The sequence below is a fragment of the Peribacillus sp. FSL P2-0133 genome (genome assembly GCF_037975445.1).
Classification (GTDB): Bacteria; Bacillota; Bacilli; order Bacillales; family DSM-1321; genus Peribacillus; species Peribacillus simplex_E.
On the sequence record NZ_CP150254.1, the window covers coordinates 1,640,276 to 1,655,913 of the forward strand.

A 15,638-nucleotide genomic window follows, 5' to 3' on the forward strand; every position below is an offset into this window, starting at 1 on the left:
ATCGACGTCATATGCCGTTCCCATTTGGGGACGGTTTTTTGTCGTTAATAATGTGAACTCTTAAAAGCAATTGATCGACCTTACGGTCTGATTGAAGTGGGGGATTCCTAAGAACATTAGCCTATTGGCCAAATTTTAATTAGGCTATCCCCGTAGTTCCTACGGTTAGAAGCCTTATGGCTTCGTTCATTAGATTGAGTCCTGCGTTAATATCTCGATCGTGGTGAGTAGAACAAGAAGGACAATCCCATTCACGAAGATTAAGATGTTTAACGTCTTTATTTTGGTACCCGCAGCTAGAACACAGTTGGCTAGAAGCAAAAGTTTTAGATACGGACACGATTTGTTTACCATACCATTTTGCTTTGTATTCCAACATTTGTTTGAATTGGTACCAAGATACTTCACTAATCGCTTTAGCTAGTTTGTGATCTTTCATCATATTGGACACTTGCAAGTCTTCCATTCCAATAACATCGTGGTTTTTGATGATTTCGGTTGAGACTTTATGTAAGTAATCCATTCGGGCATTTGAAATTTTTTCGTGTAGGATGGCCACTTTTCGTTTTTGTTTTTGATAATTTTTGGCTTCAGCCAATGGTTTATTTTGATTCAAGGCTATTTCTTGTCGCCTTGAAAGAATTCGTTGTGCTTTGGCCAATTTTTTTTCGACCGTTCCGAAGAACTTTGGGTTTTGATAAACCGTACCATCTGAAAGAATGGCAAAATTCTTCAAACCAACATCTACACCGCACGAACGATTCGTTTTAGGAAGTACTTGTACATTGGTTTCCGCTAAAACAGAAATGAAATATTTACCCGAAGGGTTCCGCCTGATTGTTGCATTGATGATTCGCCCTTCGACCTCGCGGCTTTTAGCAAAACGAACTAAACCGAGTTTTGGCAATTTAATTTGGTTTCCAAACATTCCGATATTTCCATTCGTATGTTTAGTCGTGTAGGATTGGACCGGATTCTTTTTCGATTTGAAGCGTGGAGACTTGTTTTGTTTTTTATAATATCGACTATAGGAATCTGCTAAATTTTCTACTGATTTCTGTAAGGCTATACTGTCTACTTCTTTTAGGAAAGAATACTCTTTCTTTAAAGCTGGAAGTTCTTTGATTGTTGCATATTTATTCAGAAAAGAACCTTTCCATTCATTAGAGGGTAATTGGCCGTTTTGCTTCATTTCTTCACAGATATACCAGTAGGCATCTTTCTCATTTTGCTTGCCTAAAAAGAAGTTATAGACAAAACGGGAGCAGCCGATCGTTTTATTGATGAGAACTAGTTGTTCTTTCGTTGGATAGATTCGAAATTTATAAGCCTTGTTTACGACCATTGGTTCACCCCTTTATAGTTATTATCATTCAGGGAACGTATGTTTGTCAAAAGATTACTTTGGATTATGCCAACCGCCATTCATCTCCCCTTACCGTTGGACTCTCGCCCTTCACACGCTTGAAGAGGGAGTCTTCTGGAGGGAAATGATAAATTATTAAACTTTTATAACATAAATCGACAGAAGTAAAAGGGAGCAGGATAGTCTCTAAGACGGTATTGAAAATATCAATGGCTGTTTTTCTACAAAAAGGGTAAAAATGACTGAAAAACTCTTAAGTTTTCAGTACAAAAAGTGACACACTTTCTAAGGGCAGGTACGCTATACTTTTTGCTAGTGGAAGGTTTGTTAATAAAAGGAGGGGAGGGTGTTTGACTTTATATTTAGATGTGATCTGGTTGTTGAATTGGTTATTTGACTGCCTCCTTTTATATTGGACCGCAATCATTCTTAAACGAAGGGTAGCTCTTTGGCGGGTATGCATCGGCGGGTTGATTGGTTCCTTCATTATCGTATTGGCATTCACTCCTTTTTATGCAATTGCCGACCGAGTGTACATGAAGATTTTAGTATCCCTTGTCATGGTGCTGGCAACCTTTGGGTTTAATAGGTTGAAACTTTTCATGAAATCGGTGGCCACTTTATATTTCGTGACGTTTTTATCGGGAGGAATCCTTCTGGGACTTCACTACTTATTTGAATTCCAAATCGTGTCCAAGGACCCTGGTCAATATGCAGGAATCAACCGTTTTGGCGACCCTGTCAGCTGGATATTCGTAATGATCGGGTTCCCGCTCGCATGGCAATTTTCCAAGCGAACACTAGAAGGGATGGAGATGACCAAGCTTACACATGAACAAATGGTTTCAGTCTCGGTTAAAATCTCTGACTTTGAAGGGGAATTTCATGGATTGGTGGATAGCGGCAATCAACTATATGATCCGATTACACGCTCCCCAGTCATGATCATCTCTCTTTCAGGAGGGGAAACAGGAATTCCGGACGATATGCTAGAACTCTTTAAAAATCCTGATAACCTGATAAGTCAGGAAACGCAGCCCGAATATTCATGGACAGGAAGAATGCGTGTCATCCCTTATAAAGTCGTGGGCCATGAACATCAGCTGTTAACCGCAATCAAACCGGATTACATTAAAATCATTCAAGGAGAAAAAGAATTTCATGTCAAGCAGGGTCTCGTTTCGTTTACCTTTCAGCAACTCTCTCCCGACAATAGCTATCAATCTATCGTTCACCCGAAAATGTTAACCGGGATACCGGTGCAAAATGCCTCCTGAACCATCAATTCACTCTTTAATTTGACCCATAATCCGTTTATTAGAAGGGAGAATTATTTTGAAGAAATTCATTCTTCGGCTCACTTATTTTTGGTACAAACTATTGTTCAAGCTCGGATTGAAAACGGACGAAATATTTTATATAGGAGGGAGTGAGGCACTGCCCCCGCCCCTTTCGAAGGAAGAAGAGGCAATACTGATCAATAAATTACCGAATGGCGATGAAGCTGCACGCTCGATCTTGATTGAACGTAATTTAAGGCTGGTGGTTTATATTGCCAGGAAATTCGAAAATACTGGCATCAATATTGAGGATTTAATCAGCATTGGAACCATAGGTTTGATCAAAGCTGTGAATACATTCAATCCTGAGAAGAAAATAAAACTCGCTACATATGCTTCGAGATGCATCGAGAATGAAATATTAATGTATTTACGCAGAAATAACAAAATCCGTTCTGAAGTTTCTTTTGATGAACCCCTGAATATTGATTGGGATGGAAATGAACTTCTGTTATCCGATGTACTTGGAACGGACGATGACATTATCACGAAAGACCTTGAGGCAAATGTTGACCGTAAGCTGCTGACAAAAGCACTTACACAGTTATCCGAACGTGAAAAACAGATAATGGAACTCCGTTTTGGGCTTGCAGGCGGAGAAGAAAAAACCCAAAAGGACGTTGCCGACATGCTGGGGATTTCCCAATCTTACATTTCACGTTTGGAAAAAAGGATTATTAAGAGGCTTCGTAAAGAATTTAATAAAATGGTGTAAAAAAATAAAGTGCTTAAATGTCAATCAAATCAATACTTTGGTAGCTATATTGAAAAATAATGGGGATTTTCTGTTCTAGCCATGTGCATATTTTTTCCTCCCGCGGAAATACTGTTTTTTGTACAGCGCTCCTGTGAGGAGGGAATAATTTTGTCTCGTAATAAGGTTGAAATCTGCGGTGTGGATACATCAAAATTACCGGTTTTAAAGAATGAAGAAATGAGAAAACTCTTTAAAGAACTGCAAGATGGCGATATTTCAGCAAGAGAGAAACTGGTAAACGGGAATCTTCGACTCGTTCTAAGCGTCATTCAACGCTTCAACAATCGGGGAGAGTATGTAGATGATCTATTTCAGGTAGGCTGTATAGGGTTGATGAAGTCGATAGATAACTTTGACCTAGGTCAAAATGTTAAGTTTTCAACGTATGCTGTTCCGATGATTATTGGAGAAATCAGAAGATATCTTCGTGACAATAATCCGATTCGGGTATCCCGTTCTTTAAGAGACATCGCTTACAAAGCTTTGCAGGTAAAAGAAAAGCTCATAAGCCAGACCCTTCGTGAGCCGACAGCTGAAGAAATCGCCAAGGTGTTGGAAGTACCTCATGAAGAAATTGTTTTTGCACTAGATGCTATACAAGATCCAGTTTCACTTTTTGAACCGATTTATAATGATGGCGGGGATCCGATTTATGTACTCGACCAACTAAGTGATGAAAAAAATAAAGATAGTACCTGGATTGATGAAATAGCTATAAATGAAGGCATGAGACGGTTGAATGACCGGGAAAAAATGATCCTTCGCAAACGGTTTTTCCAAGGGAAGACGCAAATGGAGGTAGCCGAGGAAATCGGCATTTCACAAGCACAGGTCTCCCGATTGGAAAAAGCGGCAATCAAACAAATGAATAAAAATATCCAACAGTAGAAGCTGAGCATGAGAAAAAGTTAGCTGAAGCGGGTAGGGCATAAATGTCAATACCCGCTTAAAGCTACTTATCCATAGCGGCTTTTTTATTTTGTTGAAAATCCCTTCCGGAAGGGATCGTGATCGAATGGACGTTTATTTATCGTATTCTTCATCCTTGAGCGCATCATGTCATATACATAGGAATAGGACCTTCATCTATGATGAAATTTTGAGGAGCTGAGTGATGTGACCAGGATTTCCGAATTTCAAATTAAGGATATCGTCAATATAGCGGATGGTAAGAAATTAGGTAATATGTCAGATCTTGAAATCAATACGGCCACGGGGAAAATAGAGGCCATCATTGTTTCAAATGGAACTAGGTTGATGGGTTTTTTTGGCAGGGAACAGGATATTGTGATCCCATGGCGTAAAATAAAAAAAATCGGTGCAGATGTCATACTTGTTGAGCATCAGACTGTTTTTCAAGCCGAAGTGAAAGATGAACGGTTTTAAAGGTGCGTGGCACAAATATATGATACACTAGACTAAAAATAAAGAGGTTTATAGCATGAAAGAGCCATTTGTTTTAATAAAAGACCAATATATGCTCATTGACAGCTGGAGACAAAAAAATCTCCAGCTCGTAGCGGGCTTCACCACAAAAAATGGGGGAGTCAGTACAGGTGATTTTCAAACATTGAATACCGGTTTTCATGTCGGTGATAAACTTGAAGATGTACAGGGAAACCGCAGTATTATAGCTGATAAGCTGACGTTTCCGCTTAATGAATGGATAGGCGCCGAGCAGACACATGAAACGAAAATCCATCAAGTTACCAGCCGCGATGGCGGGAGAGGTGCTACGGATTATGATTCAGCCTTTAAAGCGACTGACGGATTCTATACGAAGGACCAAAACGCTCTATTGACCCTTTGCTATGCAGACTGCGTGCCCTTATACTTTCTTGCTCCGGCACATGGTATGATTGGGGTGGCACATGCTGGATGGAAGGGTACGGTTTATGGAATTGCACGGAAAATGGTTGAGGCATGGCTGAGTGAGGGTATAAAAGCAAGTGAGATATTTGCTGTTATTGGACCGTCGATTTGTTCAAAGTGCTATGTAGTTGATGATTATGTCATGGATTTAGTGCAGAATATGCTGGTAGATATTGACGAAAAGCCCTATAATTTAATCAGTGAAGGACAATATCAGTTAGACCTTAAGCAACTTAATGCATTGATTCTTCAAAAATCAGGAATTCCAAAAAGTCAGATCGACGTTACATCATACTGTACAAGCTGTGATCATGAATTGTTTTTTTCACATCGCCGTGATAACGGGAAGACAGGCAGATTGATGAGTTTTATCGGTTGGAAGGAGGATTTAGAGTAACAGTGAAAGTAGTGGACAATTTAAAAAACATCGAAGAAAAGATAAATAGAGCATGTGAGAATAGTGGAAGGGACCGTGAAGCGATAAAGTTGATCGCAGTGACGAAATATGTTTCGGTCGAGAGAGCGAATGAAGCATTGGAAGCGGGAATACTTGATTTGGGTGAAAACCGTGACGAAGGGCTTTTGACTAAATATGAAGTGCTGAAGGACAAGCCCAACTGGCATTATATCGGTTCTATGCAAACACGCAAAGTAAAGAATGTCATCGATAAAATTTCGTATATCCATTCATTGGATCGCATTTCTTTGGCAGAAGAAATTCAAAAACGAGCAAATGAGCCGATAAACTGTTTAGTGCAGGTGAATGTTTCTGGTGAGGAATCAAAACATGGCCTGGGTCCTGAGGAGACGATGGATTTCATCAAAGGATTATCCAAGTTTGATAAGGTGAATGTTGCAGGATTGATGACAATGGCTCCACTGACCGATGATGAACAGGTTTTGCGGGAATGCTTCCGCAAACTGAAAGGTATCCAGGTTGAAATACAAAATTTAGAGTTGAAGCATGCCCCCTGTACTGAGTTGTCCATGGGGATGTCCAATGATTTCATGATTGCCATTGAGGAAGGCGCTACAATGATCAGGATTGGTACAGCACTTGTAGGCGAATAATTTTAAGGAGGTACCCTATAGATGTCGTTCGTATCAAAATTTAAATCTTATTTCGCGCTGGATGATGAGTATGAGTACAAGGATGAAATGATGGAAGAAGAGGAGGCTGAACCAAAAGTCGTGAAGTCAGCTAAACAGCATCAGTCCGCTTCTGCAGGGAATCATGCCAATCAGAATATCGTAAGTTTGCAAAGCGTACAGAAATCTTCTAAAGTAGTATTATTGGAGCCTCGTGCTTATGCAGAAGCCCAGGAGGTAGCTGACCATTTAAAAAACAGGCGTGCTGTAGTCGTGAACCTTCAACGAATCCAGCATGACCAAGGAAAGCGAATCATTGATTTTCTAAGTGGGACTGTTTATGCAATCAGCGGGGATATCCAAAAAATCGGAACAGATATATTCTTATGTACCCCGGACAACGTCGATGTTTCCGGTAATATTACCGGCTTCGCCGCCGAAGAGGAGTACGAAGAAGCGAGGTGGTAATGGTTAATGGGTTTAGTGCTTCAGGGTTTATATTATTTAATTGAAATTTATTCAATGGCATTAATCGGTTACATATTGATGTCATGGTTCCCCAATGCAAGGGAGACATCGATTGGTCAATTTCTGGAAAAGATTTGCGAACCGTATTTAGAACCGTTCAGAAAGTTCATCCCGCCACTTGGCATGATTGATCTTTCACCTCTTGTGGCTTTGCTGGTACTTAATTTTGCCAGCGGTTATGGAATCAATTACTTACAGACTTTAATAGGATGATCAACAACTAACCTGACATGATTACTACACAGTCGGAAGATACTCTGCTGTGTAGTAGCAACGCAGAGCCGTTTAATCAATTACTTATGATCGTCCATTAATTTGATAATTAAGGAGCATTTATTCAATCATGAGTATTTATCAGCATTTCAGGCCGGAGGAAAAAGATTTTATTGACCAGGCTATGAATTGGATCGATCAGGTTAAAAATTCCTACGCTCCGAAACTATCTGATTTTCTTGATCCGCGTCAGCAGGAAATCCTTACTTCCTTATTGGGGAATGATCCGGATGCGAAACTGCAATTCAATGGCGGGGGCGATTTCGTAGAGCGAAAACGTGTGCTCATTTACCCTGATTATTACTCTCCTGAACCATCGGATTTCAATATCTCCTTATACGATATCTCCTATCCAAAAAAGTTTGTTACGCTTGAACATAGGCAAATACTTGGAACCTTGATGTCACTAGGGGTAAAACGTGAAAAATTTGGTGATATAATAGTGACGGAGGAGCATACTCAGTTTATAGCTGCCGAGGAGATGGATTCATATCTCACAGGGAATATGGAGAAAATAGGTAATGCTTCTGTTTCCATCAGACGGCTTCCGATCGAGGATATCGTCCAAGTTAAAGAAAAATGGGAAGAGCAAGTAACCACCGTCAGTTCTCTTAGGCTTGACAGTGTGCTATCGTCCGTCCTGAACATGTCCCGTCAAAAAACGCAGGCCTTGATAACGTCAGGTAAAGTAAAGGTGAATTTCAAGCAAACGGAAAACGTCTCGGAAGAATGCCGTGAAGGTGATTCACTTTCCATCAGAGGTTTTGGCAGATGTAAAATAGCTTCAATCGATGGGAAAACCAAGAAGGATAAGTGGAGAATCTCGTTAGGCAGACAAAAATAATTCAATAAAAAGCAGGATTTATAAATTTATTGTCGAATATAGAGTTTTAACATACTAGAGTAGAAACCGTTCTGGAGGTGCCGTAATGCCCTTAACCCCGATAGATATACATAACAAGGAATTTAACAAAGTATTTCGTGGGTATGATGAAGATGAAGTTAATGAATTTCTCGACCAGATCATTAAAGATTATGAACTGATTTTGAGGGAGAAGAAAGAACTTGAAGATAAACTGAACGAGACTTTTGATCGTTTGGGACATTTTACGACAATTGAGGGTACACTTAACAAGTCGATTATTGTCGCTCAGGAAGCAGCTGAAGAATTAAGGCGCAATGCCCAAAAAGAAGCGAAACTGATCATAAAGGAAGCAGAGAAAAACGCGGACAGGATCGTCAATGAGTCACTCGTGAAAGCAAGGAAAATAGCGATGGATATTGAGGATTTGAAAAAGCAATCCAAAGTATTCCGGACGCGTTTCAAAATGCTTGTCGGTGCACAGCTCGATTTGCTGGACAATGACGATTGGGATCATCTTCTGGATTATGAAGTGGATGCGACTGAAATAGAATTAAATGAGAGAGTGGAAGAGGAAATTTAAACGATTCCTTGACTTTGAACACTTTTTTCGCATATAATTTTTTAACAATACTATTCATTATGAAATTAGACGATGACAGGGAAAGTAAATTCTTCACACACTTATTTTTAGCGAACCGGGGATGGTGAAAGCCCGGAATAAGCGAAGATATTGAAGATCACCCTTGAGTTCTGAGTTGAACCTGCTTTTGCAGTAAGTAAATGAAGCGTTTCATTCACGTTACGAATGCTCGAGAGGATGGATTCACTTTGTGAATCTTTCTAGCCAGGGTGGTACCGCGGGAAGCTAAGCTTTCTCGTCCCTTTTTTAGGGATGAGAGGGCTTTTTATTTTGGTCGGATATCAAGTCATCGGTTCGAATGAATTTATGTAAAGACGGATGGAGGATTTAATGATGGAATACAAAGATACCTTATTGATGCCTAAAACTGAATTTCCAATGCGGGGGAATTTGCCGAAACGTGAACCGGAAATCCAAGAAAAATGGAATGAAATGAACATCTATAAAAAAGTGCAAGAACAAACGGAAGGACGTCCTTTATTCATTTTGCATGATGGACCTCCGTATGCAAACGGCGATATCCATATGGGCCATGCAATGAACAAGGTTTTAAAGGATTTCATTGTCCGATTTAAATCTATGAGCGGTTTTCAAGCTCCGTATGTACCTGGCTGGGATACGCATGGGCTTCCGATCGAAACGGCATTGACAAAAAAAGGCGTGAAACGGAAAGAAATGAGCGTTGCCGAATTCAGAAAGCTTTGTGAAGAGTATGCTTATGGTCAGATTAACAATCAACGTGAGCAGTTTAAGAGAATAGGGGTCCGTGGTGATTGGGATAATCCTTATATCACATTGAAGCCTGAATATGAAGCCCAGCAAATCAAGGTATTCGGTGAAATGGCGAAAAAAGGCTATATTTATAAAGGGAAAAAACCTGTTTACTGGTCCCCGTCAAGTGAATCAGCTCTTGCCGAAGCAGAAATTGAATATCAAGACAAACGTTCTGCGTCCATCTATGTTGCTTTTGAAGTCACAGATGGCAAAGGTGTAATCGAAGAGGGCGTCAAAATCATCATCTGGACGACAACACCATGGACGATCCCTGCTAATCTTGGTATTTCATTGCACCCGCAATTAAATTACGTAGTGGTGGCTGTCGAAAATGAAAAGTACTTACTTGCTGAGGCACTGCTTGAGTCGGTTACGGAAACATTAGGCTGGGAAAACCCGTCTATCCTGAAAACAGTTAAAGGAAGCGAGTTGGACCGTGCTGTTGCCAAACATCCTCTTTATGACCGCGAATCTTTAGTGATGTTAGGTGAGCACGTAACGACTGAAGCTGGAACGGGTTGTGTTCATACTGCGCCTGGCCATGGTGAAGATGACTTTATCATTGGGCAAAAATACGGCTTGGACGTACTTTGTCCTGTAGATGAAAAAGGAGTCATGACGGAAGAGGCAGGGGAATTTGCCGGATTATTTTATGATCAAGCGAATAAACCTATTACCGAAAAATTAACTGAAGTAGGCGCGTTATTGAACTTGACGTTCATTACGCACTCTTACCCACATGACTGGAGGACGAAGAAGCCAACGATCTTCCGTGCAACAGCACAATGGTTCGCGTCAATCAAAGACTTCCGCAGTGAACTTCTGGAAGCGATTGAAGAAACCAAATGGGTACCGGCTTGGGGCGAAACGCGCCTATTCAATATGGTCCGTGACCGCGGGGATTGGTGTATTTCCCGCCAACGCGCTTGGGGAGTGCCAATTCCTGTGTTTTATGCAGAAAATGGCGAGCCGATCATTACGGATGAAACAATCAACCATATTTCAAATCTATTCCGCGAACACGGTTCAAACATCTGGTTTGAACGTGAAGCGAAAGATCTTCTGCCTGAAAGCTATACACATGAAGGCAGCCCGAATGGTATCTTCACGAAAGAAACGGATATCATGGACGTATGGTTCGATTCCGGTTCTTCTCATCAAGCGGTACTTGAAGAAAGAGACGACTTGCAACGGCCTGCTGACCTTTATTTAGAAGGGTCCGATCAATATCGCGGCTGGTTTAACTCATCGCTTTCAACAGGTGTTGCAGTTACAGGCAAAGCGCCATATAAAGGTGTACTTAGCCACGGTTTCGCATTGGATGGCGAAGGCCGTAAAATGAGTAAGTCGATTGGGAATGTTGTACTGCCATCCAAGGTCATGAACCAACTTGGTGCAGATATCTTACGCCTTTGGGTAGCTTCGGTGGATTACCAATCGGATGTCAGGGTTTCCGATCCTATTTTAAAACAAGTTTCGGAAGTTTACCGTAAAATCCGTAATACATTCCGCTTCCTGTTAGGGAACTTGGATGGATTCAATCCAAAAACCGATAAAGTGGCAGTCCAAGAATTGCCTGAAGTAGATCGATACATGCTCGTTAAATTGAATAAACTGATCAAACATTCGAAGCTAAGTTATGAAAATTATGAGTTTGCTACAATTTATAATATGGTCAATAATTTCTGTACACAGGATTTAAGTTCGTTCTACCTTGATTATGCAAAAGACATTCTTTATTGTGAAGCTCCAAATGGTAAAGAGCGTTTGGCCATTCAAACGGTCCTTTACGAATCATTGGTCAGCTTAACCAAATTGGTGTCACCGATCCTCTCTCATACAGCTGATGAAGTATGGGCGTTCATTCCGGGTGTAACGGAAGAAAGTGTACAGTTGACATTGATGCCTGAAGAAATTTCCGTTGATGATGCTGAAGTCATTGAAGAAAAATGGACGGCGTTTATGGATGTCCGTGATAATGTTCTAAAAGCATTAGAAGAAGCCCGTAACCAGAAGGTCATCGGAAAATCACTGAACGCTAAAGTGATGGTATATCTTAATGAAGAAACGAAGAATCTGCTTGATGGCATCAAGGAAAGCTTTGAACAGCTATTCATCGTATCCGAATTCGAAATCGCTGGCGATGTGGCAAGTGCCCCAGCAGAAGCGGTTAAACTTGAGGATATAGCGATCCTTGTTACAAAAGCAGAAGGTGAAACGTGTGAACGTTGCTGGAATGTTTCGAAGGAAGTAGGTCAAGTGGAAGAACATCCAACACTTTGCCCGCGTTGTGCTACAGTCGTGAAAGAGCATTACGTGAATCAATAATTCCCACAAAAAAAGCCGGTCCCTTTATAAAGGGCCGGCTTTTTGCGGGAATAAAAGCTAAAACCCAAATCGGGAATTCTACCTTTATCCAATCTTCCTGATATTCTTCAGGTACAGTTAGCAGACTTATGCTTTTCGGATTAGTCATTATTTCTAGTTTATGCTACAATTCAAAAGTGAAGATTTGATTAGTTTGGGGGAAAAAATGTGTTTTATTATTTGATTGCCCTTTTGGTCATAGCTATCGATCAGCTGACAAAATGGATGATTGTGAAAAAAATGGAGTACGGAGAAAGCATTGAAATTATTGAAAACCTTCTATATATCACCTCGCATCGTAATCGTGGGGCAGCATGGGGAATTCTACAAGGTCAAATGTGGTTTTTCTACATCATCACCATCGCTGTCATTATTGGACTTGTCTATTATATTCAGAAAATGGCGAAGGAAAGCATTTTGCTTGGAGTTGCACTTGCTCTCATGCTAGGCGGTGCGATTGGTAATTTCATCGATCGTGTTGCTCGTCAGGAAGTAGTGGATTTCGTTCATACCTATATTTTCAGCTACAGTTTCCCGGTATTTAATGTTGCTGATGCTGCGCTTTCAATTGGTGTCGGACTGCTCGTGATTCATATGTTTTTAGAAGAAAAAAACGCTAAGGAGAAAGATAATGGATAAAAGGTTATACAGCATCGATGAAACACTAAAAGGAGTTAGGATTGATAAGGCTCTTTCCACTTTGAATGAGGAATGGTCACGTACTCAGGTCCAGCAATGGATTAAGGATGATCATGTTTTGGTAAATGGCACGGCGATAAAGACAAATTACAAAGCTATTCCTGGCGATACAATCGAAGTGACGATTCCTGATCTTGAGGAATTGGATGCGGTAGCAGAGGAAATGGATTTGGATATCTATTATGAAGATAAAGATGTACTCGTTGTTAATAAACCGAGCGGCATGGTCGTCCATCCGGCACCGGGACATGTATCTGGCACGCTTGTAAATGGATTGATGGCTCACTGCAAGGATCTTTCTGGAATTAACGGAGTCATGCGGCCTGGAATCGTCCATCGGATCGACAAAGATACATCAGGTTTATTGATGGTTGCCAAAAATGATATGGCACATGAGAAACTGGTACAGCAGCTTGTTGATAAAACGGTTACCCGTAAGTATCAAGCTGTAGTTCATGGTGTGATCCCTCATGACTTCGGAACGATCGATGCACCGATCGGCCGCGATAAAAAAGATCGCCAAAGTATGACTGTCACAGATTCGAATTCCAAAAATGCTGTCACGCATTTCCGTGTCATCGAACGCTTCAAAGCTTTCACTTTGGTGGAATGCCAGCTTGAAACAGGAAGAACACATCAAATCCGTGTACACATGAAATACATTGGCTTCCCACTGGCGGGAGATCCGAAATATGGTCCGAAAAAGACACTGAAATTAGATGGACAAGCGTTGCACGCGGGTCTTCTAGGTTTCATTCATCCGCGTACAAATGAGTATATGGAATTTGAAGCTCCGATTCCGGAAGAGTTTGCAAATCTAATTAATCAATTACGTAGAAGTAAGGATTGACAAATTCGTTTTTCTGATATATTATAATAACAACTTAATAAGAACCTTTAACACAGTTCAGAGAGACTGAGAAGGAAACGGATACGCAAAGTGGGATAACCATGCCCATGGCGATAAAATCCTCATGCCTTCTTGGCATGAGGATTTTTTGTTGAAATTAACCTATCAGAAAAAAGGAATCGGGGTGGCCGACGTGTTGAATGAGAAAGCCATAGTACTTGATGAGCAGGCCATTAGCAGAGCCTTGACGAGAATTGCCCATGAAATTATTGAGAAAAATAAGGGTATTGAGAATTGCGTCTTAATCGGGATACGTACTCGCGGGATTTTCCTCGCTGACCGACTTGCAAAGCGCATCAATCAAATAGAAGGCAAGGAAATAGAACTTGGTGAACTGGATATTACACTTTATCGTGATGACCTTTCGAAAAAGACCAATGATGGGGAACCCATCGTAAAAGGCTCAGACATTCCGGTCAATATCACTGACAAGAAAGTGATTTTAGTGGATGATGTTCTTTTCACAGGCAGAACCGTTAGAGCGGCAATGGATGCTCTGGTGGATTTGGGAAGACCTTCGCAGATCCAGCTCGCCGTATTAGTGGATAGGGGACATAGGGAATTGCCGATTCGCGCGGATTTTGTCGGCAAAAACGTTCCGACTTCTCAATCTGAAAAAATTACAGTTACTTTAACAGAAGTAGATGAAGTAGATCAAGTTACTATATTAGAAAACTAAACAACATGAAAATTTCATATTACCCTTTTAAAGACAGTCCAGAGAGGCTGGCAAAGGGGAGTCAATCGGGAGAGCTGTGCCTACGCATAGGCATTCGCCTTCTGAGAAACCCTCTTTGTATATTGCAAAGAGGGTTTTTGCAGTTTTGATGGAATTTTCATGAGGGGGATACGGAAATGGAAGAAACTAAAAGGGACATCGTACTGGATGTCGAGGACGTGCCAAAGGCTGGCCAGTGGATTACGTTAAGCATCCAGCATTTGTTCGCCATGTTCGGTGCAACGGTGCTGGTGCCATTCTTGGTAGGATTGAGCCCGGCGGTAGCACTGGTTTCAAGCGGATTGGGCACACTTTCATACTTATTGATAACCAAAGGTAAGATACCTGCTTATCTCGGTTCATCTTTCGCTTTCATTTCGCCAATCATCGCGGCTAAGGCTCTAGGAGGTCCGGAAGCGGCCATGATCGGCTGTTTTGCAGCAGGGTTCATATATGGGATAGTAGCTTTGATTATCCAAAAAGTCGGATTGCGCTGGTTGATGAATATACTTCCTCCGGTTGTGGTGGGTCCGGTGATTATCGTAATCGGATTAAGCCTAGCCGGAACGGCCGTGGACATGGCAATGTATGATCCACAAGATAAATACAGCGTCACATATATAGTGATAGCGCTGATTACTTTAGCGGTAACCATCATCTGCAACGTGTTCTTTAAGGGATTCATTAACTTGATCCCCATTTTAATGGGAATCATAGTCGGCTACGGCTGTTCGGCTGTTGCAGGTATAATAGATTATGAACCGATCAAGTCAGCCCAATGGTGGGAAATGCCTGAATTCATGTTTCCCTATGTAACCTATACACCGTCCTTCTCATGGGAAGTCATTGCCATCATGGTACCGGTCGCCATCGTAACTTTATCAGAACATATCGGACACCAGATGGTACTGAGCAAAGTAGTCGGCAGAAATTTTTTGGAAAATCCCGGTTTGCATCGCTCGATTTTAGGAGATGGAGCAGGAATCATGATTGGTTCCTTAATCGGTGGGCCGCCGCTGACTTCATATGGCGAGAATATTGGGGTCCTGACTATGACAAAGGCGTACAGTGTGTATATCATCGGTGGGGCAGCATTGACTGCAATCATCTTTGGCTTTAACGGTAAGATTTCAGCAGTCATCAGCTCGATACCTACAGCTGTGATGGGCGGTATTTCCATCTTGCTCTTCGGTATCATCGCATCAAGTGGATTGAGGATGCTGATTGATAATAAGGTCGATTTTGACAAGAAAAGGAACCTGATGATAGCTTCAGTCATCCTGGTGTTAGGAATCGGAGGAGCGTTCGTACAACTATCGGAAACGGTATCGCTTTCCGGAATGGCACTTTCAGCCATCGTCGGAATCCTTCTTAACTTGATTCTTCCGGACCGTGAAAAAATATCCGGAGATATATTTGAAAAATAAGATACTGCATCAA

16 protein-coding genes are annotated in these 15,638 nt (G+C 41.3%); 15 read left to right on the forward strand and 1 reads right to left on the reverse strand.

Going from position 1 to position 15,638, the window contains the following annotated elements:
- Positions 1-139 precede the first annotated feature (139 nt).
- Positions 140-1,345: an IS200/IS605 family element RNA-guided endonuclease TnpB gene (gene tnpB / locus MKY17_RS07930; protein ID WP_098371075.1), complete on the reverse strand. Its 1,206-nt coding sequence runs from the start codon at positions 1,343-1,345 to the stop codon at positions 140-142.
- 371 nt (positions 1,346-1,716) lie between these two features.
- Between tnpB and spoIIGA the strand changes: the two genes are divergently transcribed.
- The 15 genes from spoIIGA to MKY17_RS08005 all read left to right on the forward strand — a co-directional run bounded on the left by spoIIGA (position 1,717) and on the right by MKY17_RS08005 (position 15,625).
- Positions 1,717-2,643, forward strand: a complete 927-nt coding sequence (gene spoIIGA / locus MKY17_RS07935) for a sigma-E processing peptidase SpoIIGA (RefSeq protein WP_098371074.1) — start codon at positions 1,717-1,719, stop codon at positions 2,641-2,643.
- Between the two features lie 58 nt (positions 2,644-2,701).
- Entirely contained in the window at positions 2,702-3,421 is a 720-nt protein-coding gene (sigE, locus tag MKY17_RS07940) for an RNA polymerase sporulation sigma factor SigE (RefSeq protein ID WP_034313874.1), read from the forward strand.
- A gap of 150 nt (positions 3,422-3,571) precedes the next feature.
- Positions 3,572-4,351 carry an RNA polymerase sporulation sigma factor SigG gene (gene sigG / locus MKY17_RS07945; RefSeq protein WP_034313871.1) on the forward strand — a complete coding sequence of 260 codons (780 nt, stop codon included), beginning with the start codon at positions 3,572-3,574 and terminating at the stop codon, positions 4,349-4,351.
- A gap of 228 nt (positions 4,352-4,579) precedes the next feature.
- The gene (locus MKY17_RS07950) at positions 4,580-4,849 is read left to right on the forward strand and encodes a YlmC/YmxH family sporulation protein (RefSeq protein WP_076366653.1); all 270 of its coding nucleotides are present in this window, start codon (positions 4,580-4,582) and stop codon (positions 4,847-4,849) included.
- Positions 4,850-4,904: 55 nt separating this feature from the next.
- Positions 4,905-5,732 carry a peptidoglycan editing factor PgeF gene (gene pgeF / locus MKY17_RS07955; RefSeq protein ID WP_098371073.1) on the forward strand — a complete coding sequence of 276 codons (828 nt, stop codon included), beginning with the start codon at positions 4,905-4,907 and terminating at the stop codon, positions 5,730-5,732.
- Positions 5,733-5,734: 2 nt separating this feature from the next.
- Positions 5,735-6,406 carry a YggS family pyridoxal phosphate-dependent enzyme gene (locus tag MKY17_RS07960; RefSeq protein WP_063596307.1) on the forward strand — a complete coding sequence of 224 codons (672 nt, stop codon included), beginning with the start codon at positions 5,735-5,737 and terminating at the stop codon, positions 6,404-6,406.
- Positions 6,407-6,427: 21 nt separating this feature from the next.
- Positions 6,428-6,892, forward strand: coding sequence for a cell division protein SepF (locus MKY17_RS07965; protein WP_063596306.1), 465 nt, complete (start codon positions 6,428-6,430; stop codon positions 6,890-6,892).
- Between the two features lie 6 nt (positions 6,893-6,898).
- Complete coding sequence (locus tag MKY17_RS07970) at positions 6,899-7,165, forward strand: YggT family protein (protein WP_063596305.1); 267 nt, start codon at positions 6,899-6,901, stop codon at positions 7,163-7,165.
- 130 nt (positions 7,166-7,295) lie between these two features.
- Positions 7,296-8,069 (forward strand): RNA-binding protein, encoded by a 774-nt coding sequence (locus MKY17_RS07975; protein WP_098371072.1) that lies wholly within the window; start codon positions 7,296-7,298, stop codon positions 8,067-8,069.
- 85 nt (positions 8,070-8,154) lie between these two features.
- Entirely contained in the window at positions 8,155-8,670 is a 516-nt protein-coding gene (locus tag MKY17_RS07980) for a DivIVA domain-containing protein (protein WP_098371071.1), read from the forward strand.
- Between the two features lie 393 nt (positions 8,671-9,063).
- The gene (gene ileS / locus MKY17_RS07985; RefSeq protein ID WP_098371070.1) at positions 9,064-11,832 is read left to right on the forward strand and encodes an isoleucine--tRNA ligase; all 2,769 of its coding nucleotides are present in this window, start codon (positions 9,064-9,066) and stop codon (positions 11,830-11,832) included.
- Between the two features lie 207 nt (positions 11,833-12,039).
- The gene (lspA, locus tag MKY17_RS07990) at positions 12,040-12,510 is read left to right on the forward strand and encodes a signal peptidase II (RefSeq protein WP_098371069.1); all 471 of its coding nucleotides are present in this window, start codon (positions 12,040-12,042) and stop codon (positions 12,508-12,510) included.
- Positions 12,503-13,420 (forward strand): RluA family pseudouridine synthase, encoded by a 918-nt coding sequence (locus MKY17_RS07995; protein ID WP_098371068.1) that lies wholly within the window; start codon positions 12,503-12,505, stop codon positions 13,418-13,420. The genes lspA and MKY17_RS07995 overlap by 8 nt, the downstream gene beginning before the upstream one ends.
- 196 nt (positions 13,421-13,616) lie before the next feature.
- Positions 13,617-14,159 carry a bifunctional pyr operon transcriptional regulator/uracil phosphoribosyltransferase PyrR gene (pyrR, locus tag MKY17_RS08000; protein ID WP_098371383.1) on the forward strand — a complete coding sequence of 181 codons (543 nt, stop codon included), beginning with the start codon at positions 13,617-13,619 and terminating at the stop codon, positions 14,157-14,159.
- A gap of 176 nt (positions 14,160-14,335) precedes the next feature.
- Positions 14,336-15,625 (forward strand): solute carrier family 23 protein, encoded by a 1,290-nt coding sequence (locus MKY17_RS08005; RefSeq protein ID WP_098371067.1) that lies wholly within the window; start codon positions 14,336-14,338, stop codon positions 15,623-15,625.
- The last annotated feature ends 13 nt before the right edge of the window (positions 15,626-15,638 follow it).

What these genes read in the sequence shown, in the direction of transcription:
- tnpB (WP_098371075.1), bottom strand. Translation starts at nt 1,345, where the DNA reads ATGGTCGTAAACAAGGCTTATAAATTTCGAATCTATCCAACGAAAGAA.
- MKY17_RS07995 (WP_098371068.1), top strand. Translation starts at nt 12,503, where the DNA reads ATGGATAAAAGGTTATACAGCATCGATGAAACACTAAAAGGAGTTAGG.
- ileS (WP_098371070.1), top strand. Translation starts at nt 9,064, where the DNA reads ATGGAATACAAAGATACCTTATTGATGCCTAAAACTGAATTTCCAATG.
- pgeF (WP_098371073.1), top strand. Translation starts at nt 4,905, where the DNA reads ATGAAAGAGCCATTTGTTTTAATAAAAGACCAATATATGCTCATTGAC.
- MKY17_RS07965 (WP_063596306.1), top strand. Translation starts at nt 6,428, where the DNA reads ATGTCGTTCGTATCAAAATTTAAATCTTATTTCGCGCTGGATGATGAG.
- MKY17_RS07975 (WP_098371072.1), top strand. Translation starts at nt 7,296, where the DNA reads ATGAGTATTTATCAGCATTTCAGGCCGGAGGAAAAAGATTTTATTGAC.
- MKY17_RS07980 (WP_098371071.1), top strand. Translation starts at nt 8,155, where the DNA reads ATGCCCTTAACCCCGATAGATATACATAACAAGGAATTTAACAAAGTA.
- MKY17_RS08005 (WP_098371067.1), top strand. Translation starts at nt 14,336, where the DNA reads ATGGAAGAAACTAAAAGGGACATCGTACTGGATGTCGAGGACGTGCCA.
- MKY17_RS07970 (WP_063596305.1), top strand. Translation starts at nt 6,899, where the DNA reads ATGGGTTTAGTGCTTCAGGGTTTATATTATTTAATTGAAATTTATTCA.